Here is a 25567-nt window from a genome sequence, read left to right as displayed (position 1 = left end):
TGCACCGAAGCGCCCGGCCGTTACGGGTGACAGATCACCGGGGGGTGGGTTGAACTTGTCTTGGGCGAACTTGTGCGTGCGCCCGTTGGACGCAGATAAGCGTTCGGTCCCCGCCCGGCGGCGGGGGTGATAATGAAGATCTTATACGCGATCCTTGGATTCTTTTGCCTGCTGGCCGCTCAACCGGCGCGGGCAAACTCCGACCAATTGCCACTGCTCGATCTCAGGGCGGGAGAGGATGCACCCGCACTCGCCTCGTTTGTTCGGTACGCGAAGCGACCCGGCGTCACAAGGACGCCGCAACTGGAAGCGATTCTCGGCGGTCCGCTGCAGCATATAAAGGGATCGACGATCCACTTCGGCCCCCCGGGCACCCGGACCGTCGTTCTCCTGAAAGTTCGCAATGCAAGCGACGCGCAGGGAAGCTGGATTCTGACCACCGGCCGCGGCTCGCTCAAGCATTTCCGGCTTTATGAAGCCGAAGGTCGCGCGCTCGCGCTGGTCGTCGATGCCACCGACCCCCAAGTCGCCCGCCAAAATCTCGGGACCTACCAGGCGTTCAGCTCAGAGCTTGTGCTTGCCCCGCGCCAGGAAAAGCTGGTCGTCATCGAATTTGTTTCCGAAAATTCGACCTATATGCCGCTCCGCATCGAGACATATGGGACCTTCTTCAAGGATCGGCGAGCCAATATTTCGATGGTGTCGGGCGTTGTCGTCGGCGCGCTGACACTGCTGCTTCTCAATTTCCTGTTCTTCTCGATCACGGGGTTCAGGGAATTTCTCTGGCTGGCCGTCGCAGAGGCGTTTTTCGCGCTGAACACGGTCCATTCCGAGGGCTACATCACCATATTCTTCCTGTACGACAAGCCGCTGACCGGCGTCGCGGTGGAAGATTTCTTCAAATGCGGATTTGCGGCCGCGATGGCGCAATTCTGCCGAAGCTTTGTGAAGACCGCGGACAATTTCCCCAAGAGCGATATGATGCTGAAGGCGCTGATCACGTTCGCCATCGCCGTCATGTTGGTCCAGCCCGGACTGTCACTCTATCCAGCCGATGTTCGCTTTTTTCTCCATCTCTCTGCATGGATCGTCGCGGTCGGGGTCGCGTTATTCCTGCCTTTCGTCGGCTACGCGGCGATGAAGCAGCTCGGGTCCCAGCTCTGGCCGCTCTTCGTCGGCTGGGCCAGCCTCGCACTGTTCATCGTCTATGCCGCGATCGCCTCGATGGGCTTCTTCACCTGGCTACCGATCAACTGGCACCTCTCCGGGCCTATCGGGCTCTTTGAATCGGTCATGGTAACATTGGCGCTCGGACTGAACCTCAAGAAGATTCAACGGGAAAAACTCTCGGCCGACGCCAATTATGCGCAGTCGCTTGGCGAACGCCTCGAAATCAGCGAACGGGCGACGCGCCTTGCTGAGGAGAAGGCCTATGCACTCGAAACCGTGCACAGTCAGAACGCGCTGCTCCACGCGTCCGGCCACGACAGCCGGCAGGTCATCCTGGCGCTCAATAGTGCGGTTGCTGTTTTGAAGCGCCAAGGAGCGGCGGGCGGCGACCCGGCGCTGATCGGGATGCTTGAAAGCTCCGCCGATTATTTGAACGAAATCGTGACGACGACCATGTCCGGCGCCAACATCGCCGCGGGCGATGCCGAATTCGTCGCACTCGGTGCCTTTCGCGGCCAGGCGTTGATCGAGCCGCTGACAATGATGTTCAAGACGCCTTTCGCGAACAAGAAGCTAACACTGGAGGTCAGCGTCGCGGACGACGTCATGATCGTTTCGGACAAACCGTTCCTGATGCGCGCGCTCGCCAATCTGCTGAGCAATTGCTACCAATATACCCAGACTGGCGGAGCCCGCATTACGCTGGCGCTCGGCGAGGGCCGTGCCATAATCACTATCAGTGACACCGGGAGCGGGATGCCTGCGGACATCATGGCCGCCTTGAACAGCGGAGGCAGGGCGCGCGTCCGAGGAAATGAAGCGACGGCGGGAACCGGCTCCGGTTTCGGGTCGGCCAAGCGCATCGTCGAAATGCTTCGGGGAACCCTCGAAATCTGTTCGTCGACAAGCCACGGCACCGACATCCGGATTGTCCTCCCCGCAGCCTCCCCTGCCGTCACGCCGATCTCAATGGACGAATTGCACGCGGGCCTCACCGAATGGACGGTTCTCGACTTCGACCAACGCGGCGATTTCGAGCTGGGGTTGGCCGCATCGGACAGCGAAGCAAAACCGGTCCTCGCCGTGACCTACGATGACAGCACGGTCACGCGCGGGCGCCTCGGCCAGCTTGTCACGATGGCGGCGATCAAGCCCGTTTGCCGTGAACTGTTGCGCCATCCCCTGCTCATGGCAGCCTCAGAGAAGGTTTAACTCATTCGCGCGCTCGACGATCCTGCGGTTATGCGGGACGTCGAGCTTGCGCCGCAGTTCGGCAATATGAAACGACACGGTCGGGGGCGCGATCGCAAGACGATAGGCGATCTCCTTGTTCGTTTCGCCCTGCGCGAGGTAGTGAAGAATAGCCATCTGCCGCGAGGACAGCGCAACCGGCGGTTGCTGAAACTTGCCGAGCGCTTCCTCGATATGCGGTGAAATATAGACGTCCCCCGCGAGCGCTGCGTCGCAGGCGGCTACGATATGATCGAGCGGGTCGGATTTGCTCACGACAGCACGCGCGCCAAGTTTCAGCGCCGAGTGAATCTTGGCAAGGTTCGTTTCGCCGGTCAGGATGATGACCGTCATGTCGCGCGATCCCACGATCTCGGCGAGAACATTTATGCCCCGCACGTCGGGCAAGTTGAGATCGAGGATAACCAGATCGACCGGTTGCGACTGAATGAAAGCATTGACCATCGTGCCGCGATCAAGCGCCTCGACAACGACGAAACGGTCGAGCGAAGCGAAAAGAAACCGCAGGCCGCTTTGCGTGATGCGGTGATCGTCGACGATCAAGACATTATGTTGCACCGTCATACCCGCGCTCCCTCTCCCCAGATGCTTTTCGGCAGATTGTTCTTTTGCCGCAACCCGAATTAATGCGGGGTGCGGTGGCGATTCCTGCTCATATGTCGTGCGCCGATTAATCGGTTCCTTCTTGTCCGTTGATGCTTGATGAAATTCTTCACGGCGCCGGACGTCAGTACGTTCCGACTGGCCGGCAGCGGGCGGTCTGGTTCGAATGGGGTCCGTGCAGAAAGAAGACAGAGGGGGTCGATCCCCGATATCGCGGTCGGAAATGTTCGCCCGGCGGCGGCGTAAAAACGCTCATACCGCGCAATTGTTCTATGTTTGGGCGGAATTAGTTTGGGTAGCGCATTCTCGTGAAAAGGCAGAAATATGCCGGGCTGTTGGTGGAGTGGTTCGTCGCATGCGTCGCAAATTTGATTGGGATGGCGATTGGGCGGCCGTCACGGCGTTTGAGGCTATATGGGCGGAAGAGGAGCTTCGCCGAGAGCTTCCAGCTGGACATACCCTCTATCACCAAATGTGCACGGCCGCCGGGCGGCGACAGCGCAGCGACGATTATTTGTTTCGGTTGATCGACGGCCGCTTCGCTCAAGTCCGTCTCGCTCGAAAGGCGGAGACCGATCCGCACTTACCTGAAACGAAGATCTTTCCGACATTTAAGGGCTGGAAGGCTAATCTCGCAGGCGATCTTTGACCGATCCACCGGATGTGGGATTCCCGCCAACGGTCCGACAGGCCTTTCTGGGCGCCTTTTAACGAAATTCGCCGCTGATGGCCGGTATCGGACTGGCGGCTGAGCCCTGGCTTCGCGGGCATCGACCGCTTCCCCTCTGGGTGCAAACGAGACGCTCTGCCAGCTCTCCGTCGAAGATCTTCGGAAGTAGTTATTAATGTTCGGCGCAACCAACCACCATGGCGATATACGGCTAAGTCGATCGCTGCGGAGATTCCTCGCAAGGGGCCTCCGCAGCGTCGGTCACGCGGTCGCGACACTTGATGCGTCGAAGACCAATTGCACGAAGAGAGCGAGTTGAAAGAGGCCGCCCAGTGCCGCTACGCCAAAGGCGAAGAGGGAACGATCGGGCCAGCGGGAATTGTTTTTCATGGGTCTTCCTTGTCAAAAATAGAAATAGGGATCGAGCACCCGCACCTCGGTGACATTGTCCACCGGCAAGCCGCTGCGATCGGCGGCGCGGTGAATTGCCGAGGGGTCGGGTGCGTCATAGAGGCAGAAGGTCTTCTGCTTGTCCGTCGAGACGAAGCTTTGCACCCAAGTGACGACGTCGGCAGAATTCTGATCGACGACATTGAGGCAAGCGGCCGCGCCATCGGCGTTGCACGGGATGTGCAGGCCCGAGGGGAAGGTTCGTTCGACGAGATAACGTGGCATGACAATTCTCCTTTGCTGATTGAGCAAAGACCAAATCGGCCAAATCGAGCGCGCTCGCATCGGCGGACCTCCCCATTTTGCAATTCGAGATTCCCTATTTTGCGGCTCCCTATTGCCGGGATCGATTTTCATCTATTGTGGCCTGCGTGATGTTGCTCGAGCGCGATCACATATTTGAAGAATTGGATCGGTTCGCAGCCGAGGCGGCTGGCGGACGCGGGCGCATATCCTTCATCGTCGGCGAAGCGGGTATCGGCAAAACGACCGTATTGCGCGCATTCGCAGCAAGGGTTGGCGAGCGGCTGCGCCCGCTCTGGGCGGCATGCGAAGATTGGAGCAACGCCGAAGCACTCACCCTCCTGCGCGACCTGTCCGTTCTCGATCAGCAAGCGCTTGCACAGGCCAGGGACATTGGTTCGCGCCTGGATCTATTCCATCAAGCTTTGGCGCGGCTGACCGACGTGCCGACCATCCTGTTTGTCGAGGATCTCCACTGGGCGGACGACGGCAGCATCGACTTCATTCGCTATCTCGGACGCCGCATCGCCGACAAGCCGCTTCTGGTTGTCGCGTCGTCGCGCAATGAGGATCAGAGCGCGCGTGCGCGACTGACCCGCGCCGCGAATGACATCCCGCCCGCCACACGCCATCGGTCCGACCTCGATCGCCTATCCGCCCCGGCCGTCGGCGCCCTTGCGGCCGCCCGCGGCCTGTTGGGTTCCGCCATCCACGATGCGACCGGCGGCAATCCACTTTACGTGACCGAGATGCTTGCCAGCGGGGGCGCCCGGTCGCGTTCGATCGACGACCTCATAGTCGGGCGGGCCGATCAACTGGCGGAGCGCGCGCGGGTTCTGCTCGACTATTGCTCGATCATCCCGCGGCGCGTGGCGTTCGAGCAGATCGAACATACAGGGGCCGACGAAGATGCCCTGCAGGCCTGTCTCGATTCAGGACTGTTGCTTGCGGAACAGGACGGCCTCGTCTTTCGTCATGAGATCACGCGCCGTGCGGTCGAGGACGCTTTGTCGCCCCTGCGACGCAGGCAGCTTCACGCCGCCGAGCTCAATCGCCTCGAGCAAGCAGGCGCCAGTGCGGCGCGGCGGCTGCACCACGCAATATCCGCCCACGACATCCCGCGCGTCCGCGATGCCGCACCGCAGGCGGCCATGCAGGCATCAGCACTCGGCGCGCATCGAGAAGCGGCCCGTGCATGGAGCGCGATCCTCGAGGAGGAGAGCGCATCGGACGATCCCCGGCAGTGCGCGCATTATGCCTTCGAACTTCATGTGACTGGTGAAATTGCCGCTGCCATCAAGTGGCAAGGCCGTGCGCTTGCCATTTTCGAATCGATGGACGATCGGATGCACCGCGGCGACGGTCTGCGATTTCTGTCGCGACTCCATTATCTCAACGGCCATCGGAACTTGGCCGAACAAGCGGGACATCAGGCGGTCGCGCTTCTCGATGAATTTTCCGGCACCGCGGAGCTGGCCCTCGCTTATGCCAATCTCGCGCATCTTGCCATGCTGGCAGAGGATGCCGAAGAAGCCGTTCGGTGGAGCGAGAAAGCGATCCCGATTGCCGACGCGCTCGCGCGCGATGATATCCTTGCCACCATTTTCAACAATTATGGCACCGCGATCCAGTATCGCGACCCCGAACGGGCATTTTCTCTCCTGGAGCGAAGCATCGCACTTGGCCTTGCTACTGGGGCGCAGGAGCATGTCGCGCGGGCTTACACCAACAAGTGCTGGATGCTGATGTCGGCGCGCCGGCACAGCGAGGCGCTGGTCGCGCAGCAACAAGGGATCGCATTTTGCATCGAGCATGATCTCGACACCTGGCGCGACTATATCGCCGGAGGCAACGCGCTCACTTTGATGGACCTCGGACGATATGGCGATGCCGAGGAATGGGCATCGCCGGTCCTTGCTGACCAACATAACTCCCACCTTATCCGCAACCCTGCTGCTCGTGCCATGGCGCAGTTTCATATTCGTCGAGGCTCGCCGGCTGCCGATGCGCTGATCGAAGAATTAAATTCTCATATGGAAAACGGCCGCGAGGGGCCGAGATTTACAAGCTTGGCGCTCATCGTTGCCGAGCGGTGCTGGACAAACGGCGGTGAGATCGGATCGGCCCTGTCCTTGCTTGGCGAAGCGGCCGCGCTTGCGCAAGACAATGGCAGCCCCTGGGACAGGGCAGCGCTTTGGTACTGGAGCCAGGCACTTGGCCAGAACAGCCCACCGCCGTCGGACATGCCGGAGCCCTATGCGCTAAGCGCCGCCGGGGACATGACTGCCGCGGCCAATGCGTTCGAAGCTCTTGCGATGCCTTTCGAACAAGCTCTGATGTTGGCCAAAGGCAATACATCGCAAATCGCGCGTGGCCTCGCCCTTCTTGATCGCATCGGCGCGCCCGCGACGGCGGATCGGTCGCGAACAGAACTCAAGCTGGCCAGCGGCCGTATCGGCAGTCGCGGCCCGCGGGCCTCTACCCTCGACAATCGCTTCGGCCTTACCAAAAGGGAGATCGATGTCCTTAAGGCCCTCGATAAAGGTTGGACCAACAAGGAAATAGGCGAGCGATTGTTCGTATCGGCGAAGACGGTCGATCATCATGTATCGGCCATTTTGGGCAAGCTCGATGCGCGCACCCGGGGCGAGGCGGCCGCCCTCGCCCGCGCCGAAGGCTTGTTGATTACAGACACGGAAAAGGCCCCGGAAGGCCGCCGATGCTAGCGCGTCAGAATGCTTATTATGACGATGTGGTGACGCCGTCCGTTCGAGCGTTTTCGTTCGGCTTCGCCTCATGCCAACCAGTGCCGGGCGGCGCCGCCGCGCAGCCCGGCGACGCAGCCGACGCGGCGCTCTACCGCGCAAAAGCCGGCGGCAAGGCTCGGGCGCTCTTCTGCATCGAAGCGGACGCAGCCGAAGCCGAGCTGGCGGCCTGAAGCCCCGACCCTATGATCGCGGATACGGCGCCACCTGTTGCCGGTCGTCACAGCCATCATCGTTCATTGTCCACTGCTGTCCCGACGATCTCCCGGGTCCTTCTCCGCGGCGCGAAACCATGCCGGGGGTTGCTGCGACCATCGCTTCAACCAGTCGGGCACGCGCTCGATCCCGATCGCACGGCTCACGAGATAGCCTTGCGCAATGTCGCAGCCGAGTTCGCGCAGATGGGCGAGCTGCCGCTCATTCTCGACGCCTTCGGCGACGGTCGCGATCTTCATGCGATGCGCGATGTCGATGACGCCGTGGACGATCGCGAAGTCGGCGCTGTCTTCGCTGTCGAGGCGGGAAATAAACGACCGGTCGATCTTGAGGACGTGCACCGGGAACTGCTGCAAATGGGTGAGCGACGCATAGCCGGTGCCGAAGTCGTCAAGCGCGATGGAGACACCTTCTGCGGCTAGCGTTTGCAGCGCGCGCGCCACGTTCGCGGCAAGGTGGTCGACAAAAACGCTTTCGGTCACCTCGAGTTCGAGGAGCGTGGGCGGCAGTCCCTTCTGCCGGAACTTCGTCAATATGCGGTCTGCGAAATCGTCGCGGCGAAAATCCGCGAGCGAGCCGTTGATCGCGATACGTCCGAAGGCGATGCCTTTGCTCGTCAGACCCTCGACATCGGCGAGTACACGGTCGATCATCCGGTCGGTCAGCGCGCTCGCGAGAAGCGTATCCTCGAAGGCGGCCCGAATGCCGTCGGGTGGCTGCAGCCCCCTTCGGTGATGGTGCCAGCGGAGCAGTGCCTCGAAGCCCACGACCTCGCCCGTCGCAAGGTCGACCTTCGCTTGGTAGAAGGGAATGATCCGGTCATCGTTGAGGGCGCCGCGTGCCTCGCGCAGCATCGCCTTGCGGGCCTCGGCAGCCTCGCGCATCTCCGGACGGAATGCCCGAATGCCCCCTGCCCCCTCGGCTTTCGCGGCATAGAGCGCGAGATCCGCGCTTTTCAGAATGGCCTCCGCATCCTGCCCGTCGGCAGACCAAATGGCTGCCCCGGCGCTGATGCTCACCTCGACGACACTTTCGTCGATCGTCAACGCGTTACCCACACCATCGAGGATGGCGGTCGCCGCCGGAATGATCGGCTCGCCGAAACCGAGGCCGGTCACGATCACCGCGAACTCGTCCCCGCCAAGGCGGGCCACGGTTGCGTCCGCCGCGAGATTGGCCTGGAGCCGCGCTGCGACGGTGCGCAGCAGCCGATCGCCCGCCGCATGGCCCATGCTGTCGTTCAAGAGTTTAAACCCGTCCACGTCGATGACGATGACCGCGACGCATGTGCCGTCCGACGACGCCGACGCAAGCGCGGCCTCAAGAACTTCGCCAAACAGCTTGCGATTGGGAAGTCCGGTCAGTGGATCATGGTTCGCGGCCCAGCGCAATTCCTTCTCGGCTTTCCGCGCATCGGTGACATCGAGCAGCGCGCCGATCGAGCGCACGGCCTCGCCGCCCTCGCCGCGCACGACATAACCGCGCGAGAAAAGATTGATAAATTCGCCGCTCGCGGCGCGGAACCGATATTCATGGCTCCAGCTATCCTGCCTGTTGGAACGGATGCGGTCGTAGGTCGCTTCGACGGCGGCGACGTCTTCCGGGTGAATACGCTCCCTCCACCAGTCGACCGATGTCCCGCCGACGGCCTCGGGGTAGCCGAGGATCGCTTCGACGCCATTTCCCCATTCGATCCGGTCCGCGACGTGCGACAGGTCCCAGATTACGTCATTCGTCGCACGCGAGGCCAGGCGGTAGCGCTCCTCGCTTTCGCGCAATAACAGCTCGGCCGTCACCTGATCGTGAATATCCTCGAGCGTGCCGTACCAGCTGATGATCCGGTCTTCTTCGTCGCGGCGCGGATGCGCGCGGGCGCGGCACCAACGGAAACTGCCGTCGGAATGTCGTACCCGGTAGCGAACGTCGGCGACGGCATTATCCTCGGAAGTGAGTGCCTCGTTCCAATGGGCGAGGACATCCGGTTTATCCTCGGGGTGAACGGCATCCACCCAGCCCCAACCGAGTGCCGCCTTGGGCGGCAGACCGGTGACTTCGGACCATCGGGGCCCCACCTCGACGATCCGGCCCTCGGGATCGCTGATCCACGGAATTTGCGGGTTAAGTTCCACCGAGTAGCGATAATGCTGCTCGCTACGCCGGAGCGCCGCGATGAGCGCGCCCATCTCGGAGCGTGCGCGCAGCGATTCATAGACGGCCGAGTGTGTCGTGGCGATCGTCCGCAGGATCACTCCCGCCCCGAGAAGGAAGGTGAGGCCCATGCCGGTAAAATAGAGGTCGCGCGACAGGAGCAGCCCGACCGTCACGGGCATCGCGCCGAACAGGAGCACGAGCCGGGCAGCCACCGGAAGCGCTTGCAGGCAGTAGCAGCAACTGATCGACCCGACGAAGATGAAGAGGGCGATGGCGGTGGTATGAAAGGGATCGGCGGCAAGAAAAAGAAAAAGTCCCCAGCCTCCGAACAGGAAGCTGAATGCACCCGCCCGAATTATCGTCCCGCGAAGATATCGCCGCATGTCATCGTCGGTGGCAGGGCGCCCCCGCCGGATATACCAGGCCGCCCCGCGCACTGCTATAATCACGGTCAGAACGAGCGGCGCGACGAAGCTGATCGCCCGACCGCCGCCGTCGGATGTGACGATCGCGAGAAACAGGACGTTGAGGAACATCAGCGCGTACATCAGCGGAACCTGCCGTGCGAGGCTCGCATATTGCTCGCTCACCACCGCTTCCGATTGCACTGGCGCCCTGTCAGCCGCCACGAGGGACATTTGTATCACTATCTCGCTCGATCCTGACCTCGTCGATATTCTTCGGTCCTTAACGGCAGGTTTAACCCGCGATTGTGCCGGCCGGCAGCATTTCGCCGCCAGAAGCGATCCGCTCGGCCCGCGTGCGCGAGACGCGGCGGCCCGATCGTCTGGCCTCTCCCGCCAGCCTTGTTCAAAAGCCAACGCCGCCCGTTTGCCGCAGTTCCGCGCGACGCCGACGAGTTTGCAACGCATTCCGCCCTGCCCCGCTCGCAGCACCGGCCGGAGCCAAGTTACCGCAGGGGCGTTCAGTCCATGGCCGACCCATGAAAGACGAGATTAGATGTCCGAAGAAACACGCACAGATTCGACCTATCGCGCGATCGAGGGCGGCTGCGCCTGCGGTGCGGTGCGCTACATACTCGACGAAATCCCTTATGACACCGGATGGTGCCACTGCCGGGTCTGCCAGCATATATCGGGGTCGGGCGGCATCGTCTTCACGACCGTGCATCTCGATCGGTACAGGATCACGGCCGGAGCGGACCATGTCGGGAGCTTCGCTTCAACAGCTTTCGGCACGCGTACTTTCTGCCGGCAATGCGGCTCGCCGCTCAGTATTCACGTCCGGCACCAGCCCGACGAAATCGATATTCCTGCCGGTACGCTCGACGATCCCGAAGAGGTTGCCCCGGCATTTCACCTTTATGCAGCCGAAGCACCAAGCTGGATGCCGCAGATTGCCTTTCTGCCCCGCTATCGCGCTCTGCGGCCAAGGACCAGGGGGCTTCCCGAAGGACAGACCGAGCCGACGATCGAGTGAGACCGCTTTTCGCACCGACAGCGAGAAGGACGATGATTGCACAAGCAGGCAAAATCGCGATGCGCTCGACGCGAAAGACGATTACCCCGTCCTCCGAAAATCGCACGGCGGTTCAAACCTCTGATATCCACAGGGTGCTCAAGCGACTTTTCGCCGCGCGGCGCGTTGTCGACATATCAGCGAAAGGAACCGCCCCCATGCCGATGACCCTCGAGAAGCTTTCGGAAAAAATGAGAGACATCGATTTCGCGATGCTCGCTACTTGTGCACCCGGCGGCGAAATAGGCTCGCGCCCGATGAGCAACAACCGTGACGTCGACTATGATGGAGACACTTGGTTTTTCACCGACGAGACATCGCAGATGGTTGCGGACATCGCGTCGAATTCAGCCGTGAACGTCTCTTATCAGGGAAAATCCGGACTGCTCGGTCACCGTCCCTTCTTTGCCGCTATCGAAGGTCATGCCACGCTTATTCGCGACAAGCAGGCCTTCGCGGAGCATTGGACGAAGGATCTCGAACGCTGGTGGCCGGACGGCATCGATACCCCCGGCATCGTGCTCATCAAGGTCAGCGGCAAGCGCGCCCATTATTGGGACGGCGAGGACGATGGCGAGCTCCTTCTGGCCGTGTGATTGCATGTCCCTTCGCACTGTTGCAGCGGTATGAGGAGATAGAAGGTGCGCGAGCACGGACCAGTTCAACTAGCGGCCGCTACAATCATGACGGCCGCAGCGATCCGCGGCATTCGGCTGGCGCTGGTGGAATATCGGACGGGCGGCGCAATTGCCGCCGGACTCGGCGCCATCGATACACGCGGGCACTGGATCGATCTCGCGGTGACCGTCAACGAACGCGCAGCAATGGAAAATCTGGTTGGCGTGGCGCCCGCGCTGATTGACGCGTATGGCGCGGTGTCGCGTCCGGTCACGCTGGCGATGGCAGAAGGTTTCAAGGCGCGAACGGACGCAAATCTTATATTGAGTGCTACGGTCGTCGCGGCGCCGGCCGCTGCCGGAGAGGAAGAAGGGCTACTTTTCCTGGCTGCCCGGTCTTGCACTCGCTCCGAGTCGCGCGGGCATCACCTTGGCGCTCTCGATAGCGAGGATTTCCAGGCGCGGGTCGCTCTAGCCGCGTTCATGCTGCTCGAATCGATGCTTGAAGACTTTCCTATCGCGTCCGAGCAAGGCGCAGTCGTGGAGTTGCTTCCCACGCGCTGAAGGCCTCTGAGCCGAAAACGCAGGCTGCGCCTGGCCCCACCGTCCAGTTTCGCGTTATGGCGACCGCGTTTCAGACACCCTGCTTCGGCTTTTGAGCCGAACGACCGTCTCACTGCTCGATCTGTTGCGGCGTCGTGGCGAGCAGCTCCCAGAGCTCACTTCCGCTTTTGGTCATTCTCGCCAGCAGCTTGTCGTCCTGCCACAGCTCGCAATGCGCGCCATCGACGACATTGCGGGCGACCTGGAATGCCTGATCCGGACTTTCCGATATAAAATCGATGCGCTTGGGCGAACGCGCGTTCGCGTCGGACACCATGAGAAAATAAGCAGGCATGGAGCGACTCCCTCGCCGACTCGCTTGCACGCAGCCGCGCGGCGTTCCGAGGAGCTTATCATAGGTTGAAAACGTCACCTAATTTCCGGACCGGTGCCTCGGCCCGCCCGAGCCTGTCGCGCTCGCCGAGGCGGCTATCGCTTAGGAAGCCCGCAGCGATCTGCATGACCGAGGCTCCGCGCTTCTCGACGACTATGTCGCTCATCATCGTCAAATGCTTGCGCAGTGACAGCCGTAGCTTGGCGGGTTGCGGCCCGGCCGCCTTCGGAAGAAACTTTGCGAAGGCGCGGATGGCTACGTCAACTGGCCACTTCGGAGCAAATGCGGCACAGAAACAGGCGTGCGTCCCTCCGACTATGGAGCTCTGGCGCGAAGGCCCACGATCAAGCTAACCGGTCCTGCCGGATTTGAAGCTGCACACACGCCAGATATAATAAATCGAAAGACCTACCATGATGGCGGTGCTGACGGGCCCCATGAATTTTTCGACCCCCTCGAAGCGCGCGCCGAGCAGATAGCCGGCGGCCCCGAGCACGCCCGTCCAGACGCCCGCGCCGATGGCTGTCAATAGCAGGAAGAGAGGAACGGGCATTGTGAAGAGGCCCGCTGGAATCGATATGAGCGTGCGAAGCCCTGGCACCAAATGCGCCAGCGGGACGGCCCAAATGCCATGACGGCAGAACCACTTTTCGATGGCGGCGATGTCGGCGCCGCTGAGCGTGATCCAGCGACCATGGCGATCGGCCAATCGCCGCAGCCGCTCGTCGCCGATCTTGCGCGCGAGCGAATACCAGAAGAGCGCGCCGAGCATCGTGCCGGCGAGCCCGGCAGCGATGACCAGCCCAAGGCTGTATTTGCCATCCGCCGCGCCAAAGCCCGCGAGCGGCATGATCACTTCCGACGGAATGGGAGGGAAAAGATTTTCGAGAAACATGAGCAGCAGGATGCCTGCATAGCCCATTTTCTCGACAAGATCGGTAATCCAGTCGGTCACGAGCCCATATCCTCCACCACTGCAGCTTCATTCGCCTTCAAACCGGCAGCGGACCTGGCGGCGCCGACTGGCCGCGCCATCCGCTCGATCAACCTTGCGCGTTCAGCCGCGAGCTCATCGAGCAGCGCAACCGCCGCCGCTTGCTCCATTTCAGGAGGCAACCGCAATGCGCCATCTGCCGCGGCGGCCGCGAGTTCGCGAAGAAATATGACCTCGCGTCGGGCATCGCAGAGGAAGATATTGATAGAAGCCATGAGCTTCCAACGCGTTTGAGCGCCAAGCGTTCACGCGGGTCGCACAGGAGATTTTTCTGCCGGGCCCGGGTCCCGCGCCCTAGCTGCCCCGCCTTCTCTTCTTGCTGGCAGCCTCGGCGCCGAAAGCTCCGCATGGATCGCTTGTGCACTATGCTCCGCCAGATCCGGGCTCGGCTTGCTTGCGGTGCATTTCCGCAGTGGTCGCCTCGCTGAGAACGCCGGCCGCGAGCACCTGCGCCTTGTTCTTAAGCCCGTGGACGACAGAATGCTCGCCGTCTTTCATCGCTTCCCAGCCGGACCTTGCGACATCCGCGGGATCGTCCTTCTCAGCCTGACCAACCTTTGTATCGAGCATTCCCGCGCGCGCGAAGAAATTGGTTTCGGTTGCGCCGGGCTTGAGGCACGTGATCGTGACCCCGCTGTCCTTGAGCTCATTGCCGATCGCGGCCGCGAAGCTGTCCACGAACGCTTTGGAGCCGTTGTAAACGGCCTGGAAGGACCCGGCCAGATGCCCGGCGATCGAACCTGTGATCAGCACCTTCCCCTCGCCCCGCGCCACCATCTGTTTGAGCACCGGCTGAAGCAAAAGCAGCGTGCCGGTGATATTCGTATCGATGACATGACGCCATGCCGCGACGTCCTGATCCAGAAACCCGCGCCCCAGCCCATGACCGGCATTCGCAACCAACACGTCGATCGCGCGATCCGAGGCCGCGGCGAGCAGTTCCTCGACCCCGGCCGATGTCGAGAGATCGGCCTCGATCGACTGGACCTCGACGCCGCTCTCACTCAGGCCGATGGCCGCATCGACGAAGGGCTCATCGGCCGCGACGATCAGGTCATAACCCTCCGCCGCAGCAAGCTTCGCGATCTCGCGTCCGATGCCGCTCGATGCGCCCGTGATCAGTGCAAGTTTGCGATCAGGCATTTTCCATCTCCGATTTGGCTTGAATTGCGCCCTTTTCGAGGCCGGGCTTGAGGATGATCTTGGTGTAGTCATTTTGCTCGCCATGCCAGTGGCGGTACATTTCGGCGGCATCCTCGAGCGGCGCGTGGTGCGAGACGAGCGAGGTCGTGTCGAACTTGCCGTCCTGGATCATCTTGAGGAGCTCTCCAGTATATTTCTGGACCGGAGTCTGACCGCTCTTCACGGTCAGCCCCTTTTCCATCAGCTGGCCGAGCGGGAATTTGTCGGCGAAACCGCCGTAGACCCCGGGGATAGAGAGGCGCCCGCCCTTGCGGCACGCAAGGATGGCCTGGCGCAGTGCATGCGGGCGCTCGGTGACCGAGTAGAATTGGGCCTTCACCTGATCGAGGATATTATCGGCGGTGAAGCCATGGCTTTCCATGCCGACGCAATCGATGCAGGCGTCGGGTCCGATTCCGCCGGTCATCTCGTTGAGCGCCTCGCGGACATCGACCCTTGTATAATCGAGTATCTCGGCGCCCATGCCGCGCGCGAGGGCCAGGCGAGCGGGGAAATGATCGATTGCGATCACGCGTCCCGCGCCCAGCAGCAACGCCGACTGGATCGTGAACAGCCCGACCGGACCGCATCCCCATATTGCGACGGTGTCGCCTGGCTCGATGTCGGCATTGACGGCGGCGTGCCAACCGGTGGGCAGGATGTCCGACAGGAACAATACGTCGTCGTCGGGCAGATCGTCGGGGATGATCACCGGGCCGACATCGGAATAGGGCACGCGCACATAGTCGGCCTGGCCGCCGGCATAGCCGCCGGTCAAATGCGCATAACCGAAAGCGCCGCCCATAGCGTGCCCCATCAGCAGCTCGGAGGCATCGCGCGTCTCCGACGGATTGCTGTTGTCGCACGCGCTATATTGCTGCTTCTCGCAAAAGAAGCATTGTCCACAGCTGATCGTGAACGGGATGACGACGCGTTGGCCCTTCTTCAGCGTCGATTGCGCCCCGGTCTCGACCACCTCGCCCATGAATTCGTGGCCGACGATATCGCCGGCGCGCATGCCGGGAATATAGCCGTCGTAAAGATGGAGATCGGATCCACAGATGGCGGTCGACGTGACTTTGAGGATGATGTCGCGCGGATTGACGATCTCGGGATCGGGAACGGTCTCGACGCTGATCTTGTGGCGACCCTGCCAGGTAACTGCTCGCATGGGGAATTCCTCAGATGTGGGGCTCGGTGGCGGTCTCGGACGAACGCGCCGAGGGCGAAGCATTGCTGGTGACCTCACCCGTCTCCATCAACTGCTTGAAGCGATGAAGGTCGCGGCGCGCCTGCACTTCGGGCTCACGCTGGAGCAGCTTGGCGCCGAGGCGTCCGATCTGGCCCGCGGGCGGATCATAGGCGAGGATTAAAGTGACGTAGGTGCCGCGTCCCGCAGGCGCATCGGCAAAACGCACCTCGCCGCTGTTGGCAATCTCGCTCTCGGGCTCGCTCTGCCAGCTGATGGACTGATCTTCGACACTTTCGGTAATGCTGTTCACGAGATGGACCTCGCGGCCGAGCGGTGCCTTGATCGTCCAGCGCGCCGTGCCGCCGCCGAGCGCCTCGACCGCGACGACATTCTCCATGAAGTCGGGGAAGCGTTCGACCTTCCACGCCGCAAACAGTTCTTCGCGAGGTCGGTTGATGAGCACGGATTTGCCGAAAAGTGCGCGCTTCGACGGCTTGTCGAGCGTCCAGTGCGGCGCGTCGGTTGCGATTGAATCGCCCGCCGTCTTGTTCTTCCGGCTGCGCCGCCAAAGGGCGAGCCCGATCCCCGTCGCGGCAAGCCCGGCGCCGACGGCGGCAAGCGTGAGAGGATCGGGCGAAGTGCGCCGCGGCTGGCGACCGGGAGACAGACGATCGGTAAGTTTGGACAGGCGGTCGGCAAGGCTGGACATAAACATCTCCCCGCCCGCAAACAAATCGGGCGTGCTTTTGGAACCGGAAAATTCGCGGTTCCGACGGTGGTGAAGGTGCTGTTCAGCTGCGCAGCCGATGCTCATTGACGCTTGCTGGAAGCGATAGTTGCGACGCAGCCAAGAAATAGGCGCCATCCTGTCACTGATTAAGATCGCCCTCGATTAACGGGTACGGCGGCACCGATCGACGCCGGCGCGGCCGGAGACATCAGCTGCGCGAAGCGCCTCATGGTAGCCCCGCTTCCGGGGCCGCGGCGTCGGCGACGCCGACCTGGGCGGGATTCTTACACCCGATGCCTCGCGGCCCGCGGAGCGAAGTTCTCGCCAATCAGCCCGAAAATCGGATCCGCGTGCCAGGCCAAGAAATCGCGTAAAATGCGACGATACCGGCGGCGACGTCCCCCCCGAGGGCGAGAACTGGTTCTTCTACCGTCTGAGGCGCCCCATCGGCCGATCGACGATCCGTGCCACTACCAAGGTCTGAAGCGCGATGGGCGGACCAGGATCGATGCGAAGATCGACGCGCCCCCAGCTCGATTTCGACGACCTTGCCGACGATGCCGGCCTCGTCGCGGCCAGCGCAAATGAGGCTCGCATCGGCCCGCGCATATTTCCCGACACGGTTCGGCTGCCGCCCGGAACGGCACAACCCGTCCGGGCGAGAGTCAGCTCGCGCAGGCTCTTCAACCCCGGCGAGCCTCTCCTATATAGCGGCGATGACCAAAGAGCCTTTTCGACTGGACAGGCGGGCCATGATGATTTCGGGTGCCGCGGTCGCAGTCGGCGCACTCGCCCGCTCTGCAGCGGGGCCATTTGTGAACACAGTTCCAAGCCGCGAAATTGCCGTGGCCGCGCCCGCGTCCGCGCCACCCCCGCCGCCGCCCCTTCGCGACGGCGCGCTCGACCCGCGTTTGTTGCGGCGGGCGCTCGCTGCGCTTGATACGCATTCGAAACATATTCGGCGCCGCGACCGCATCGCAATCGTCGATTTTGCGGCGCCCTCGTCGGAGGAGCGTTTCCATTTCCTCGATATCGAAAGCGGGAAGGTTTCGCGCTTGCTCGTCGCGCACGGCAGCGGCTCGGATCCGCGGCACACCGGCTATCTCGAGAAATTCTCGAATGTCTCGGGTTCGAATGCGTCGAGTGAGGGCGCCTATGTGACCGGCGACTATTATGTCGGCCAGCATGGGCGGTCGCAGCGGATAACCGGCCTCGACCCAACGAACGATCATGCGATGGAGCGTGCGATCGTCATTCATGGCGCCTGGTATGCCAATGCCGACATGATCGGCGCGCACGGAAAACTGGGGCGCAGCCAGGGCTGTTTTGCCGTGGGGGAGGCCTGCCTCGACGATGTGTTCGATCACCTCGGCACCGGCCGCCTTCTCTACGCCGCGCGCGCCTGACAATTTGGCGCCGGGCCCCGTTCGATATCAACAAGCAGGAACGCGCGCCCGCCTTCCGGGTTATCTCCTTCGAACCATAAGGAGATTTTCGTGCGCTATGGTGTGATTGCCTGTTCGTTGCTTGCCCTTTCCGCCACGCTCGCTGGATGCGACGCTTCAACCAATTCACAACAATCAGGCGCGTCGATCGAGGATGCGCGCTGGAGCGACGCAACAGCGAAACAGCTGCGCGAAGCCATCGCCCGGCGCGCGGCGCACGGTCTCGACCGGATGCGCTTCGACGTGCCGGAAGGCAGCGGAGACCAGAATGCGCTTAACGAGGTGGCGCTTCGCTATGCATCGGCGCTCGCGCGCGGCGCTTCCGATCCCGCCAAGCTCAACAGCATCTACAGCGTCCCGCGTCCCGCGCCCGATTTGAAGGCCGGTCTCGCCGAGGCGATCGCGAAGGGCGAGGTCGACGACTGGCTCTCCGGCCTCGCGCCGCAGGACGGTAATTACAAGGCGCTCTCGAAAGCCTATCTCGCGCTCAGCAAACAGGAAACCGGCACGGAAAGCGCAATTCCCGATGCCGGTAAAGCGATCGAACCGGGCAGTAGCGATCCACGAATTCCCGCGATCGCGCGGCAGCTCGTCGCGTCAGACTATCTCGGCCGCGCAGAGGCGGACGGCGGGAGCTATAGCCCGGCGATGGTGAAAGCCGTGCGGCGCATGCAGGCCGACTATGGCATCAAGCCCGATGGCGTGATCGGGAGCGAAGCGCTCGAAATCCTCAACCTGTCCGACGCCGACCGGGCACGGGCGATCGCGGTGGCGATGGAGCGCATGCGCTGGGTCGACCGCAACCCGCCCGAAACGCGCATCGACGTCAATCTCGCCTCGGCGCGCCTCGCTTATTGGCGGGACGGCAAGCTTGCCGATACGCGCAAGGTCGTCGTCGGCAAACCCGGGACCGAGACGCCGCAATTGGGATCGCCGATCTACCGCCTCGTCGCCAACCCCACCTGGACGGTACCGCGCTCGATCCAGAACAAGGAGATTGCCGGCAAGGGCGCCGCCTATCTTCGCCGCAACAACATGGCCTGGAAGGATGGCTGGATCGTCCAGCAGCCGGGACCCAAAAATTCGCTGGGGCTCGTCAAGTTCGACATGCAGAACGAGCATCAGATCTATCTTCACGACACGCCCGCCAAGGCGCTGTTCGGCGAGGTGCAGCGCCAGCGCAGCCATGGCTGCGTGCGGGTCGAAGATGCACTGGGTTTCGCGGCGATGCTCGCGAAGGACGAGGGCGTGATCGCCGATTGGGACAAGGCGCGGGCCACCGGCAAGGAGACCTTCGTCCCCCTGCCGCGTCCCATACCGGTCCGCCTGACCTACCAGACGGTGCTGTTCGACGAGCAAGGCGAGCCCGTCATCCGCGCCGATCCCTATGGCTGGAACGACCGCGTGTCAGCTGCGCTCGGCTTCCCCCAGAGCGAGGGTCACCGCCTGCGCCCCAGCGGCCCCGACATGGGACCATAGCAGGATCAGGGCAGATGCGCTGATCGGCAGTCCTTGGCCGCCGGCCCTTGCGAGATACCAAGTTTCCGTACGACGAGGCCAAGAGGCGGACATAGGCATCAACGGGCGTTCCAAGGCTATAGCGCGAGGAACCAACCGGCAATACCGCCCGCCAAGACGAGCGCCGGTGTTACGAACTTGCCCTTGAGCTTCCAGACGAGCAGGAGCGCCGCAATGAAGAGCAAAGCCGGCAGCCAGAGGCTCGATGCGCGCTCGGCCGTCGACCAGCCGAGCTGGATCAACGTCGCCGTGATCACCCCGACGACGGCGGCCGCAACGCCCGCGAGTAGGCGGTGAAGTGCGGGATGTTCGACCACCGCTTCGAGACGCTCGAAGAAGATCAGCGAGAAGGCGAAGGCCGGGAGGAACATACCGACGGTGATTGCGATCGCCCCGCTCCCGCCGCCTGCGACATATCCCGTGAACGTCGCGAAGATCACGAGCGGCGCAGGGAGAATTCCCGCGAGCGCGACACCGTCGAGAAAGGATGCGTCGGAGAGCCAGCCCCGGCCAACCGTGTCGGCACGGACATAAGGAATCGCGGTATAGGCGCCGCCGAAAGTCAGGAGCCCGCCCTTCAGACCTGCGAGGAAGAGCGCGACAGTGGTTGCCGGACCAGACGCGACAACAAGGGCGGCCGGCTCGAAGGCGCTGGCTCGCGGCAGCAGGATCGCAAGACCGACCGCGGCGGCGAGAATGGCGAGCGCGGCCCAGCGCTGCGCCGCAAATGTGTAGGCGAGCCCGGCCGCTATAAGCGGGAGCCAGAAGGGCACGCCGGCGAGCGTGGCCAGAAAGCTAGAAATTGCGAGACCCCAGAGGCTATGGTCCTCCAGAACGTGGCTGCCGATGCGATGTACGGCGCGAAGAATGATCGCGAGGACGACGATCTGAACGCCGAAGAAGACGCTGGCCATGCCTGGCTGGCCGGCAATCCACTCGTCATAGGCCCATGCGGCAGCCAGCATGAGAAAGAAGCCGGGCAGCATGAAGCCGAGGCCCGCGAGCAGTCCGCCGATGCGCCCGCGCGCCAGCATGCCGAGGTGGACGCAAAGCTCGTGGGCCTCCGGCCCGGGGAGGATTTGCATGATCGCAAGCAGTCGGTTGAAGCGAGCCGAGGAAATCCACCGTTCCTCGTCGACGAGCGACTGCCTCACCATCGCAATTTGCGCGACCGGTCCGCCGAAGGCCAGAAAGCCAAAGCGCAGGAATTTGAGAAACAGCCGGATGAGGCTGAGAGACGGCGGAGAAGGTTCAATGTTCGTCATGCAAGCGCGCTCCTGCCGCAAGGCGGCATAGTGGAGCGGAACTTGGGCGAGGTCGTCGCCTGATCGGGCGTCCGCACTGCCCGCTCTCGTCCTTTATCACACCGGAAATCGAACGAAAGACAGCCTTGCTATCAAACCTCAGAAGATGAACTTTCGCCGGTTACGGTGCGGCAGCCTTGAAGCGGCCGAGGTAGAAAGCGGTCGAACCAATGGTGAGCAAGTTTATGTGGCCAACCGCACCATTACGACGACGTGCGTCGCAACTGCCTGGAAACGAATCCGCTTCGATACTGCGAGCGAGGCGGCTTTTGACCTGAAGACGGAACAGCTACCTGGTGGACAAGCGATGAAATTCCGAAACCCAAAAAATAAATCGTCATAACTCATGTTAACTTCGCTCAGCTAATCGGTGGCGGATCATCAAGGCGCCATCCCCGAACGAGCGCCGAAGAATCCCGGTTTTCTCCCGCATAATCGAATAGCCGCGTTCCATTTCGGTCGCTGCACCTGTGCCGCGACGGCACAAAGGGCGAGGATCAGCTTAAGAAGTTAGTATCAAAACAGAATTTACCGTCGTTGGATGATGATCAAGGGGGCTTCATCCGCGACTTTTGTGCGCCGCGTCGCTATCGCGTTGCTGTTCGTGGCGCTCGCCTGCGTTGTCCATATCGGTTCCAACGGCGTTCCCCTCTTCGCTGCGATTGCATCCGCTGTCGCTCTCGGATGGATCGGTTCGATGTGGCGGCACGACCAGAAACTCTGGTCCCTTTCGCAGCGAATCGAAGCGATCTCGGGACAAGGCCAGCAACACAGCATCGCCGATCGCCTGCAGGAAAACACGGAAGGGCTCGAAGCAGCGCTTTCCGCGATGAAACATCGGCTCACGGAACGTCACGCCTTGAGCGGCCTGCCGACGCGCGAGCCTCTTCTGTTCCGGATGGAGGCAGACCGCCGCGGGCTGGTGGGCGCGCTGGCCGTTGCGGACTTCGAGCGGCTCGCCGGGTTCGACCCGGCCATGGCCGAGCGCGTCTTGCTGGCAACTGTTTCGCGCATCCTCAGAATGGTTCCGACGGAGCGCCTCATTGCGCACGTCGACCGGGCGCAGTTCGTGATTTGGTATGGACCCGATATCGACCCGGCGATTGCGCGCTCGGAACTGGATGCGATCGCCTACGCGCTGGGGAGCACCGTGACAGCCGATGGCCGGGAGATATTGCCGACGATCGCAACCCGCTGCGCTTCTTTGCCGGATGGGTCGGCGCCTTCTGCGCTCCTGGCGCAAACGCTGGCCTCATTTGCAATCCCGACCGGAAGTCCGAACGAGGTCCACGAATTCAGTCCCGCGTCTATCGCACAGGAAGCGCAACGCTACGGGCTGGAACAGGACTTGCGCACGGCGATCATGCGAAACGAGTTCGACCTCGCATACCAGCCGCTGATCGATACGACATTGGGGAGCGTCATCGGCGCTGAAGCGCTTCTGCGCTGGGAGCATCCCGTTCGCGGGAAAGTTTCCCCGGCAATCTTCATTCCGGTTGTGGAGGCGGCGGGACTTGCCGAGGATGTAGGATTATGGGTCCTCAACGCTGCCGCACGCGAGGCGAGCCACTGGCAGGCGAGCCAGACCGGAGCCATGCGTGTGGCGGTCAATATATCCGCCAATCAGCTGCACAGCCCGAAGTTCACCGAATGTTTGAAGCGCACGCTTCACAATCACGCGCTTGAGCCCGGCAGCCTGGAAATCGAGCTGACCGAAGGCGTGGCAAGCACGAACGACGCCAGCCTCGTCAGGATGTTCGACCAGATCCGTGCACTCGGCATCAGGATCGCAATCGACGATTTCGGCACCGGCTATTCGAGCTTCAGCACATTGCGTCAGCTGACATTCGACAAGATCAAGATCGACCGGGAGTTTGTAACGGAAGTCGACCGGCGGCCGGAAAGCCAGGCGATCTGCCAGAGCATCATCGCGCTTGGGCGCGGACTCAACATCAGGGTGCTCGCCGAAGGGGTCGAGACCGCCAGCGAATATCGCTGGTTGCGGCATCACGGATGTACGCATTTTCAAGGCTTTTATTTTTCGCGGCCGCTCTCGCCCGAGGATTTCCTCGCCTTTGCCACTGACCGGGAGGGGCTTGGCAAGCTTCTCCGCGTCGAACCCGGGTTCCAGCCTGTCGAAAGAGTAACCGCATGACCTCCCCCTATTTCAGCTTCCGCCCCTGGCGTAGCGTCCGTCCCGCGATTCTGGCGGCAAGCATTGCCCTTGCCGGATGCGCCAGTGGTCCGCGCCCTCAAAGCGGCGCGGTGGCCGCAACGAGCGCGCAGAATATCGAGACGATCGCCGAATATTTGAATCTGGGTGACACCGACACCGCGCGAAAGCTCATCAAATCGTCGCTGAAGCGCGATCCCAACAATGCGACGCTCGCGCTCTTGCGGGATTCCGTGACGCGCGATCCTGTCGAGCTCCTGGGACCGAAATCCTTCGACTATGTGGTGCAACCGGGCGACACGCTCGCCGCGCTTGCGGATCGCTTCCTTGGCAACCGTCTCATGACGTATCAGCTGGCGCGATATAATGGCATTGCCAAGCCGATGCAGCTCGCAGCGGGGCAGACGCTTCGCATTCCCGGTACCGCGCCCGCGCCGGTACGGCGCGCTCAGCCCGCTCCGGCCCGGCCGGGACCGGGTGCGGCGCCATCGCGCGCGCAGCCGGCGCGGCCGCAAGCAGCGACTCCCGCTCCCTCTGCCCGTACCGATCCAGCGGCCGCGCGGCGGCTGCGCACCGAGGGGCTTGCCGCGCTTAACAAGGGCGGGACGGCCAAGGCGGTTCAGCTTCTCCGCCGCGCTGCCGTCCTCGATCCCGGAAACAGCGCGATCAAGACAGACCTCGCCCGCGCTGAACGGATCGCCGCGACGGTCAGAGCGAGGAAGTAACGAGGTGAACCATTCGTTGAACCCGCAACCGCATCGAGAGGGGCCTGTCCGATGAACACGCTAGGACGCTACCAGATCAACGGCCGTCTCGGCGAGGGTGCGATGGCGGATGTCTATCGGGCGGTCGACCCGAGCATCGGACGCAAGGTCGCCATCAAGGTGCTCAAACCCGAATATGCGCGCAACGCCGCGCTCAACGTTCGGTTCCTGCGCGAGGCCCGGGCCGCGGGCGTCCTCAGCCATCCGAATATCGCGACTATCTACGAAGTCGGGGAAGAGAAAGGCGTCGCCTATATCGCCATGGAACTCGTCGAGGGGCAGCCTCTCGACGCCCATCTCCAGATAAATGGCCGAATGCCATATGAACGCGTGCTCAAGCTCGGGCAGCAGCTCGCCGGGGCGCTCGCCTATGCGCACCGGACCGGTGTCGTCCACCGTGACGTCAAACCGTCCAACATATTGCTCTCAAGTGATGGACGCACCGCGAAACTCGTCGATTTCGGGGTGGCGCGGATTGACGAGCCGGACTCCGATGGCAGCGGTGACCCGCTCGGGCGCACGCAGTTCGGACAGATGATCGGAACGCCGCGCTATATGAGTCCGGAGCAGGCGTTGAGCCTGCCTGTCGATCATCGATCCGACCTCTTCTCGCTCGGAATCGTGCTTTACGAAATGGTGACGGGCAAAGCGGCCTTCCCCGGCATCGGTCTGGCGACGCTGGCAATCCAGATCGCGCAGGAACGGGTCGAGCCGATCGAACGCGCGGCGAGCGATTGCCCGCCAGGGCTGAGTTTCATCATCGACAAGCTGCTTGCGAAGAAACCCGAACAGCGCTTCGCGGACGGCGATGCGGTGCGCAGCGCCATCCTGCGCGAGCTGAGCGCAACCGAAGAAAGCACGCCCGCGCGGCGCGGACTGTCGCTTCGCCTCAAGCTGCCGATCCTCCTTGCGGGGGTGACGCTCGCGGTTCTTGCATTATGCGGATCGATCATCGTGACGCGCGAAGAACAGGCGTTCGAACGGATGGCGGTCACGTCCGGTCAAACGATCGCGACCTTCGTCGCGAGCAACGCGGGTGTCGTCGCGGTCGACAATGCGGGCTTGCCGGTAGATGAGCAGGATTGGAGCGCGCTGCAGGCCTTCGTAGACAGCGCGAGCGACGACAGCGAGATAAGCCAGCTGACGGTTGTCGATGCCGATAATGTCGTGCGCGCCGCGAGCGATCCGCGGCGGATCGGAAAATATTACACTCCGCCCAGGACCGAACGACCGGTCTCCGGAGGCAATACGCCCGGAGCCAGCTATACCGACAAGAGCCAGGGTTCGGGCATGCGCATCGTCCGGCCGATCGATTACGCCGGCACCAGCTACGGCAAAGTCGATATCGTCGTGCGGACCGACGAACTTTCGGCCGCGACGAGCAACACGCGCTTCCTCCTTGTGATGCTGTCGCTCGTCGTCATGGCGACCGTGATCATCGTTGGATATCTCAGCGGGGCAGCGGTCACGCGGCCGCTGGCACGGCTCCGGAGCGCGCTGAACGAAGCGGCGACATCGCGCTTCGCCCTGCGCATCTCGCACCGGCGACGCGACGAGTTCGGCGATGCATTCGATGCCTTCAATTTCGCCGCCGCGGCAGCAGAGGCAGGCCTCGCGAACGAGCCCGAAAACCTGGAGGCGTCGGTGCTGGAGACCCGGATCGCGGATGCGGATGATCAAGCCGGCGATATCCGCCGGGTCGCTTGAGGAGCA

Annotated in this window: 23 protein-coding genes; 12 read left to right on the top strand and 11 right to left on the bottom strand. The window is 62.5% G+C overall.

Translation table 11 applies throughout. The features are described from left to right. The first annotated feature begins 132 nt into the window (after positions 1–132). The gene (locus GGC65_RS21100) at positions 133–2382 is read left to right on the top strand and encodes a sensor histidine kinase (RefSeq protein ID WP_225941274.1); all 2250 of its coding nucleotides are present in this window, start codon (positions 133–135) and stop codon (positions 2380–2382) included. On the opposite strand, the gene GGC65_RS21095 is transcribed toward GGC65_RS21100, so the two are convergent. Continuing rightward, a complete protein-coding gene (locus tag GGC65_RS21095; RefSeq protein WP_192648947.1) occupies positions 2368–2985 on the bottom strand; it encodes a response regulator in 618 nt (205 codons plus the stop codon). The two genes, GGC65_RS21100 and GGC65_RS21095, sit on opposite strands and share 15 nt — an antisense overlap. A gap of 262 nt (positions 2986–3247) precedes the next feature. Between GGC65_RS21095 and GGC65_RS21090 the strand changes: the two genes are divergently transcribed. Then, complete coding sequence (locus tag GGC65_RS21090) at positions 3248–3673, top strand: hypothetical protein (protein ID WP_192648946.1); 426 nt, start codon at positions 3248–3250, stop codon at positions 3671–3673. Positions 3674–3955: 282 nt separating this feature from the next. On the opposite strand, the gene GGC65_RS23650 is transcribed toward GGC65_RS21090, so the two are convergent. Continuing rightward, positions 3956–4084: a hypothetical protein gene (locus tag GGC65_RS23650; protein ID WP_264081035.1), complete on the bottom strand. Its 129-nt coding sequence runs from the start codon at positions 4082–4084 to the stop codon at positions 3956–3958. Between the two features lie 12 nt (positions 4085–4096). Next, positions 4097–4369 carry a DUF4242 domain-containing protein gene (locus GGC65_RS21085; protein WP_192648945.1) on the bottom strand — a complete coding sequence of 91 codons (273 nt, stop codon included), beginning with the start codon at positions 4367–4369 and terminating at the stop codon, positions 4097–4099. Between the two features lie 77 nt (positions 4370–4446). On the opposite strand from GGC65_RS21085, the gene GGC65_RS23645 reads away from it, so the two are divergent. Then, entirely contained in the window at positions 4447–7113 is a 2667-nt protein-coding gene (locus tag GGC65_RS23645) for an ATP-binding protein (RefSeq protein WP_192648944.1), read from the top strand. After that, complete coding sequence (locus tag GGC65_RS21075) at positions 7107–7325, top strand: hypothetical protein (RefSeq protein WP_192648943.1); 219 nt, start codon at positions 7107–7109, stop codon at positions 7323–7325. Before GGC65_RS23645 ends, GGC65_RS21075 begins: the two co-directional genes overlap by 7 nt. Positions 7326–7388: 63 nt before the next feature. Here the strand turns inward: GGC65_RS21075 and GGC65_RS21070 are convergent, their stop codons facing one another. Then, a complete protein-coding gene (locus GGC65_RS21070; RefSeq protein WP_192648942.1) occupies positions 7389–10148 on the bottom strand; it encodes an EAL domain-containing protein in 2760 nt (919 codons plus the stop codon). A 331-nt stretch (positions 10149–10479) separates the two neighbouring features. Between GGC65_RS21070 and GGC65_RS21065 the strand changes: the two genes are divergently transcribed. The 3 genes from GGC65_RS21065 (at position 10480) to GGC65_RS21055 (ending at position 12179) form a co-directional block, all read left to right on the top strand. Then, positions 10480–10959 carry a GFA family protein gene (locus GGC65_RS21065; protein ID WP_192648941.1) on the top strand — a complete coding sequence of 160 codons (480 nt, stop codon included), beginning with the start codon at positions 10480–10482 and terminating at the stop codon, positions 10957–10959. A 197-nt stretch (positions 10960–11156) separates the two neighbouring features. Continuing rightward, a complete protein-coding gene (locus GGC65_RS21060; RefSeq protein ID WP_192649664.1) occupies positions 11157–11594 on the top strand; it encodes a pyridoxamine 5'-phosphate oxidase family protein in 438 nt (145 codons plus the stop codon). A gap of 87 nt (positions 11595–11681) precedes the next feature. After that, positions 11682–12179, top strand: coding sequence for a CinA family protein (locus tag GGC65_RS21055; protein WP_192648940.1), 498 nt, complete (start codon positions 11682–11684; stop codon positions 12177–12179). Between the two features lie 109 nt (positions 12180–12288). On the opposite strand, the gene GGC65_RS21050 is transcribed toward GGC65_RS21055, so the two are convergent. The 6 genes from GGC65_RS21050 to GGC65_RS21025 all read right to left on the bottom strand — a co-directional run bounded on the left by GGC65_RS21050 (position 12289) and on the right by GGC65_RS21025 (position 16629). Then, a complete protein-coding gene (locus GGC65_RS21050) occupies positions 12289–12513 on the bottom strand; it encodes a hypothetical protein (protein WP_192648939.1) in 225 nt (74 codons plus the stop codon). A gap of 388 nt (positions 12514–12901) precedes the next feature. Next, positions 12902–13507, bottom strand: coding sequence for a DedA family protein (locus tag GGC65_RS21045; RefSeq protein ID WP_192648938.1), 606 nt, complete (start codon positions 13505–13507; stop codon positions 12902–12904). Then, entirely contained in the window at positions 13504–13761 is a 258-nt protein-coding gene (locus tag GGC65_RS21040; RefSeq protein WP_192648937.1) for a hypothetical protein, read from the bottom strand. Before GGC65_RS21040 ends, GGC65_RS21045 begins: the two co-directional genes overlap by 4 nt. Positions 13762–13909: 148 nt before the next feature. Further along, a complete protein-coding gene (locus tag GGC65_RS21035) occupies positions 13910–14689 on the bottom strand; it encodes an SDR family NAD(P)-dependent oxidoreductase (RefSeq protein WP_192649663.1) in 780 nt (259 codons plus the stop codon). Continuing rightward, positions 14682–15899: a zinc-dependent alcohol dehydrogenase gene (locus tag GGC65_RS21030; protein WP_192648936.1), complete on the bottom strand. Its 1218-nt coding sequence runs from the start codon at positions 15897–15899 to the stop codon at positions 14682–14684. The genes GGC65_RS21035 and GGC65_RS21030 overlap by 8 nt, the downstream gene beginning before the upstream one ends. 10 nt (positions 15900–15909) lie before the next feature. Continuing rightward, positions 15910–16629: an SRPBCC family protein gene (locus GGC65_RS21025; RefSeq protein WP_192648935.1), complete on the bottom strand. Its 720-nt coding sequence runs from the start codon at positions 16627–16629 to the stop codon at positions 15910–15912. Positions 16630–17405: 776 nt separating this feature from the next. On the opposite strand from GGC65_RS21025, the gene GGC65_RS21020 reads away from it, so the two are divergent. Together GGC65_RS21020 and GGC65_RS21015 are read left to right on the top strand one after the other, a co-directional pair. Continuing rightward, positions 17406–18056 (top strand): murein L,D-transpeptidase catalytic domain family protein, encoded by a 651-nt coding sequence (locus GGC65_RS21020; RefSeq protein ID WP_413052744.1) that lies wholly within the window; start codon positions 17406–17408, stop codon positions 18054–18056. Positions 18057–18146: 90 nt separating this feature from the next. Then, positions 18147–19574, top strand: coding sequence for a L,D-transpeptidase family protein (locus GGC65_RS21015; RefSeq protein ID WP_192648933.1), 1428 nt, complete (start codon positions 18147–18149; stop codon positions 19572–19574). 116 nt (positions 19575–19690) lie between these two features. On the opposite strand, the gene chrA is transcribed toward GGC65_RS21015, so the two are convergent. Continuing rightward, the gene (gene chrA / locus GGC65_RS21010) at positions 19691–20878 is read right to left on the bottom strand and encodes a chromate efflux transporter (RefSeq protein WP_192648932.1); all 1188 of its coding nucleotides are present in this window, start codon (positions 20876–20878) and stop codon (positions 19691–19693) included. A gap of 580 nt (positions 20879–21458) precedes the next feature. Between chrA and GGC65_RS21005 the strand changes: the two genes are divergently transcribed. The 3 genes from GGC65_RS21005 to GGC65_RS20995 are packed head-to-tail and all read left to right on the top strand — an operon-like array spanning position 21459 to position 25561. Further along, on the top strand, positions 21459–23072 hold the full coding sequence (locus tag GGC65_RS21005; RefSeq protein ID WP_192648931.1) for a putative bifunctional diguanylate cyclase/phosphodiesterase: 1614 nt from the start codon (positions 21459–21461) through the stop codon (positions 23070–23072). Beyond that, complete coding sequence (locus GGC65_RS21000; protein ID WP_192648930.1) at positions 23069–23815, top strand: LysM peptidoglycan-binding domain-containing protein; 747 nt, start codon at positions 23069–23071, stop codon at positions 23813–23815. Before GGC65_RS21005 ends, GGC65_RS21000 begins: the two co-directional genes overlap by 4 nt. A gap of 51 nt (positions 23816–23866) precedes the next feature. Beyond that, positions 23867–25561: a serine/threonine-protein kinase gene (locus GGC65_RS20995; protein WP_192648929.1), complete on the top strand. Its 1695-nt coding sequence runs from the start codon at positions 23867–23869 to the stop codon at positions 25559–25561. Positions 25562–25567 lie beyond the last annotated feature (6 nt).

This window comes from Sphingopyxis sp. OAS728 (genome assembly GCF_014873485.1).
GTDB lineage: Bacteria > Pseudomonadota > Alphaproteobacteria > Sphingomonadales > Sphingomonadaceae > Sphingopyxis.
This window is presented reverse-complemented; position numbering and strand designations above follow the sequence as displayed.

What these genes read in the sequence shown, in the direction of transcription:
- GGC65_RS21100 (WP_225941274.1), top strand. Translation starts at nt 133, where the DNA reads ATGAAGATCTTATACGCGATCCTTGGATTCTTTTGCCTGCTGGCCGCT.
- GGC65_RS21095 (WP_192648947.1), bottom strand. Translation starts at nt 2,985, where the DNA reads ATGACGGTGCAACATAATGTCTTGATCGTCGACGATCACCGCATCACG.
- GGC65_RS21090 (WP_192648946.1), top strand. Translation starts at nt 3,248, where the DNA reads ATGTTCGCCCGGCGGCGGCGTAAAAACGCTCATACCGCGCAATTGTTC.
- GGC65_RS23650 (WP_264081035.1), bottom strand. Translation starts at nt 4,084, where the DNA reads ATGAAAAACAATTCCCGCTGGCCCGATCGTTCCCTCTTCGCCTTTGGC.
- GGC65_RS21085 (WP_192648945.1), bottom strand. Translation starts at nt 4,369, where the DNA reads ATGCCACGTTATCTCGTCGAACGAACCTTCCCCTCGGGCCTGCACATC.
- GGC65_RS21075 (WP_192648943.1), top strand. Translation starts at nt 7,107, where the DNA reads ATGCTAGCGCGTCAGAATGCTTATTATGACGATGTGGTGACGCCGTCC.
- GGC65_RS21065 (WP_192648941.1), top strand. Translation starts at nt 10,480, where the DNA reads ATGTCCGAAGAAACACGCACAGATTCGACCTATCGCGCGATCGAGGGC.
- GGC65_RS21060 (WP_192649664.1), top strand. Translation starts at nt 11,157, where the DNA reads ATGCCGATGACCCTCGAGAAGCTTTCGGAAAAAATGAGAGACATCGAT.
- GGC65_RS21055 (WP_192648940.1), top strand. Translation starts at nt 11,682, where the DNA reads ATGACGGCCGCAGCGATCCGCGGCATTCGGCTGGCGCTGGTGGAATAT.
- GGC65_RS21050 (WP_192648939.1), bottom strand. Translation starts at nt 12,513, where the DNA reads ATGCCTGCTTATTTTCTCATGGTGTCCGACGCGAACGCGCGTTCGCCC.
- GGC65_RS21040 (WP_192648937.1), bottom strand. Translation starts at nt 13,761, where the DNA reads ATGGCTTCTATCAATATCTTCCTCTGCGATGCCCGACGCGAGGTCATA.
- GGC65_RS21035 (WP_192649663.1), bottom strand. Translation starts at nt 14,689, where the DNA reads ATGCCTGATCGCAAACTTGCACTGATCACGGGCGCATCGAGCGGCATC.
- GGC65_RS21030 (WP_192648936.1), bottom strand. Translation starts at nt 15,899, where the DNA reads ATGCGAGCAGTTACCTGGCAGGGTCGCCACAAGATCAGCGTCGAGACC.
- GGC65_RS21025 (WP_192648935.1), bottom strand. Translation starts at nt 16,629, where the DNA reads ATGTCCAGCCTTGCCGACCGCCTGTCCAAACTTACCGATCGTCTGTCT.
- GGC65_RS21020 (WP_413052744.1), top strand. Translation starts at nt 17,406, where the DNA reads ATGATTTCGGGTGCCGCGGTCGCAGTCGGCGCACTCGCCCGCTCTGCA.
- chrA (WP_192648932.1), bottom strand. Translation starts at nt 20,878, where the DNA reads ATGACGAACATTGAACCTTCTCCGCCGTCTCTCAGCCTCATCCGGCTG.
- GGC65_RS21005 (WP_192648931.1), top strand. Translation starts at nt 21,459, where the DNA reads ATGATGATCAAGGGGGCTTCATCCGCGACTTTTGTGCGCCGCGTCGCT.
- GGC65_RS21000 (WP_192648930.1), top strand. Translation starts at nt 23,069, where the DNA reads ATGACCTCCCCCTATTTCAGCTTCCGCCCCTGGCGTAGCGTCCGTCCC.
- GGC65_RS20995 (WP_192648929.1), top strand. Translation starts at nt 23,867, where the DNA reads ATGAACACGCTAGGACGCTACCAGATCAACGGCCGTCTCGGCGAGGGT.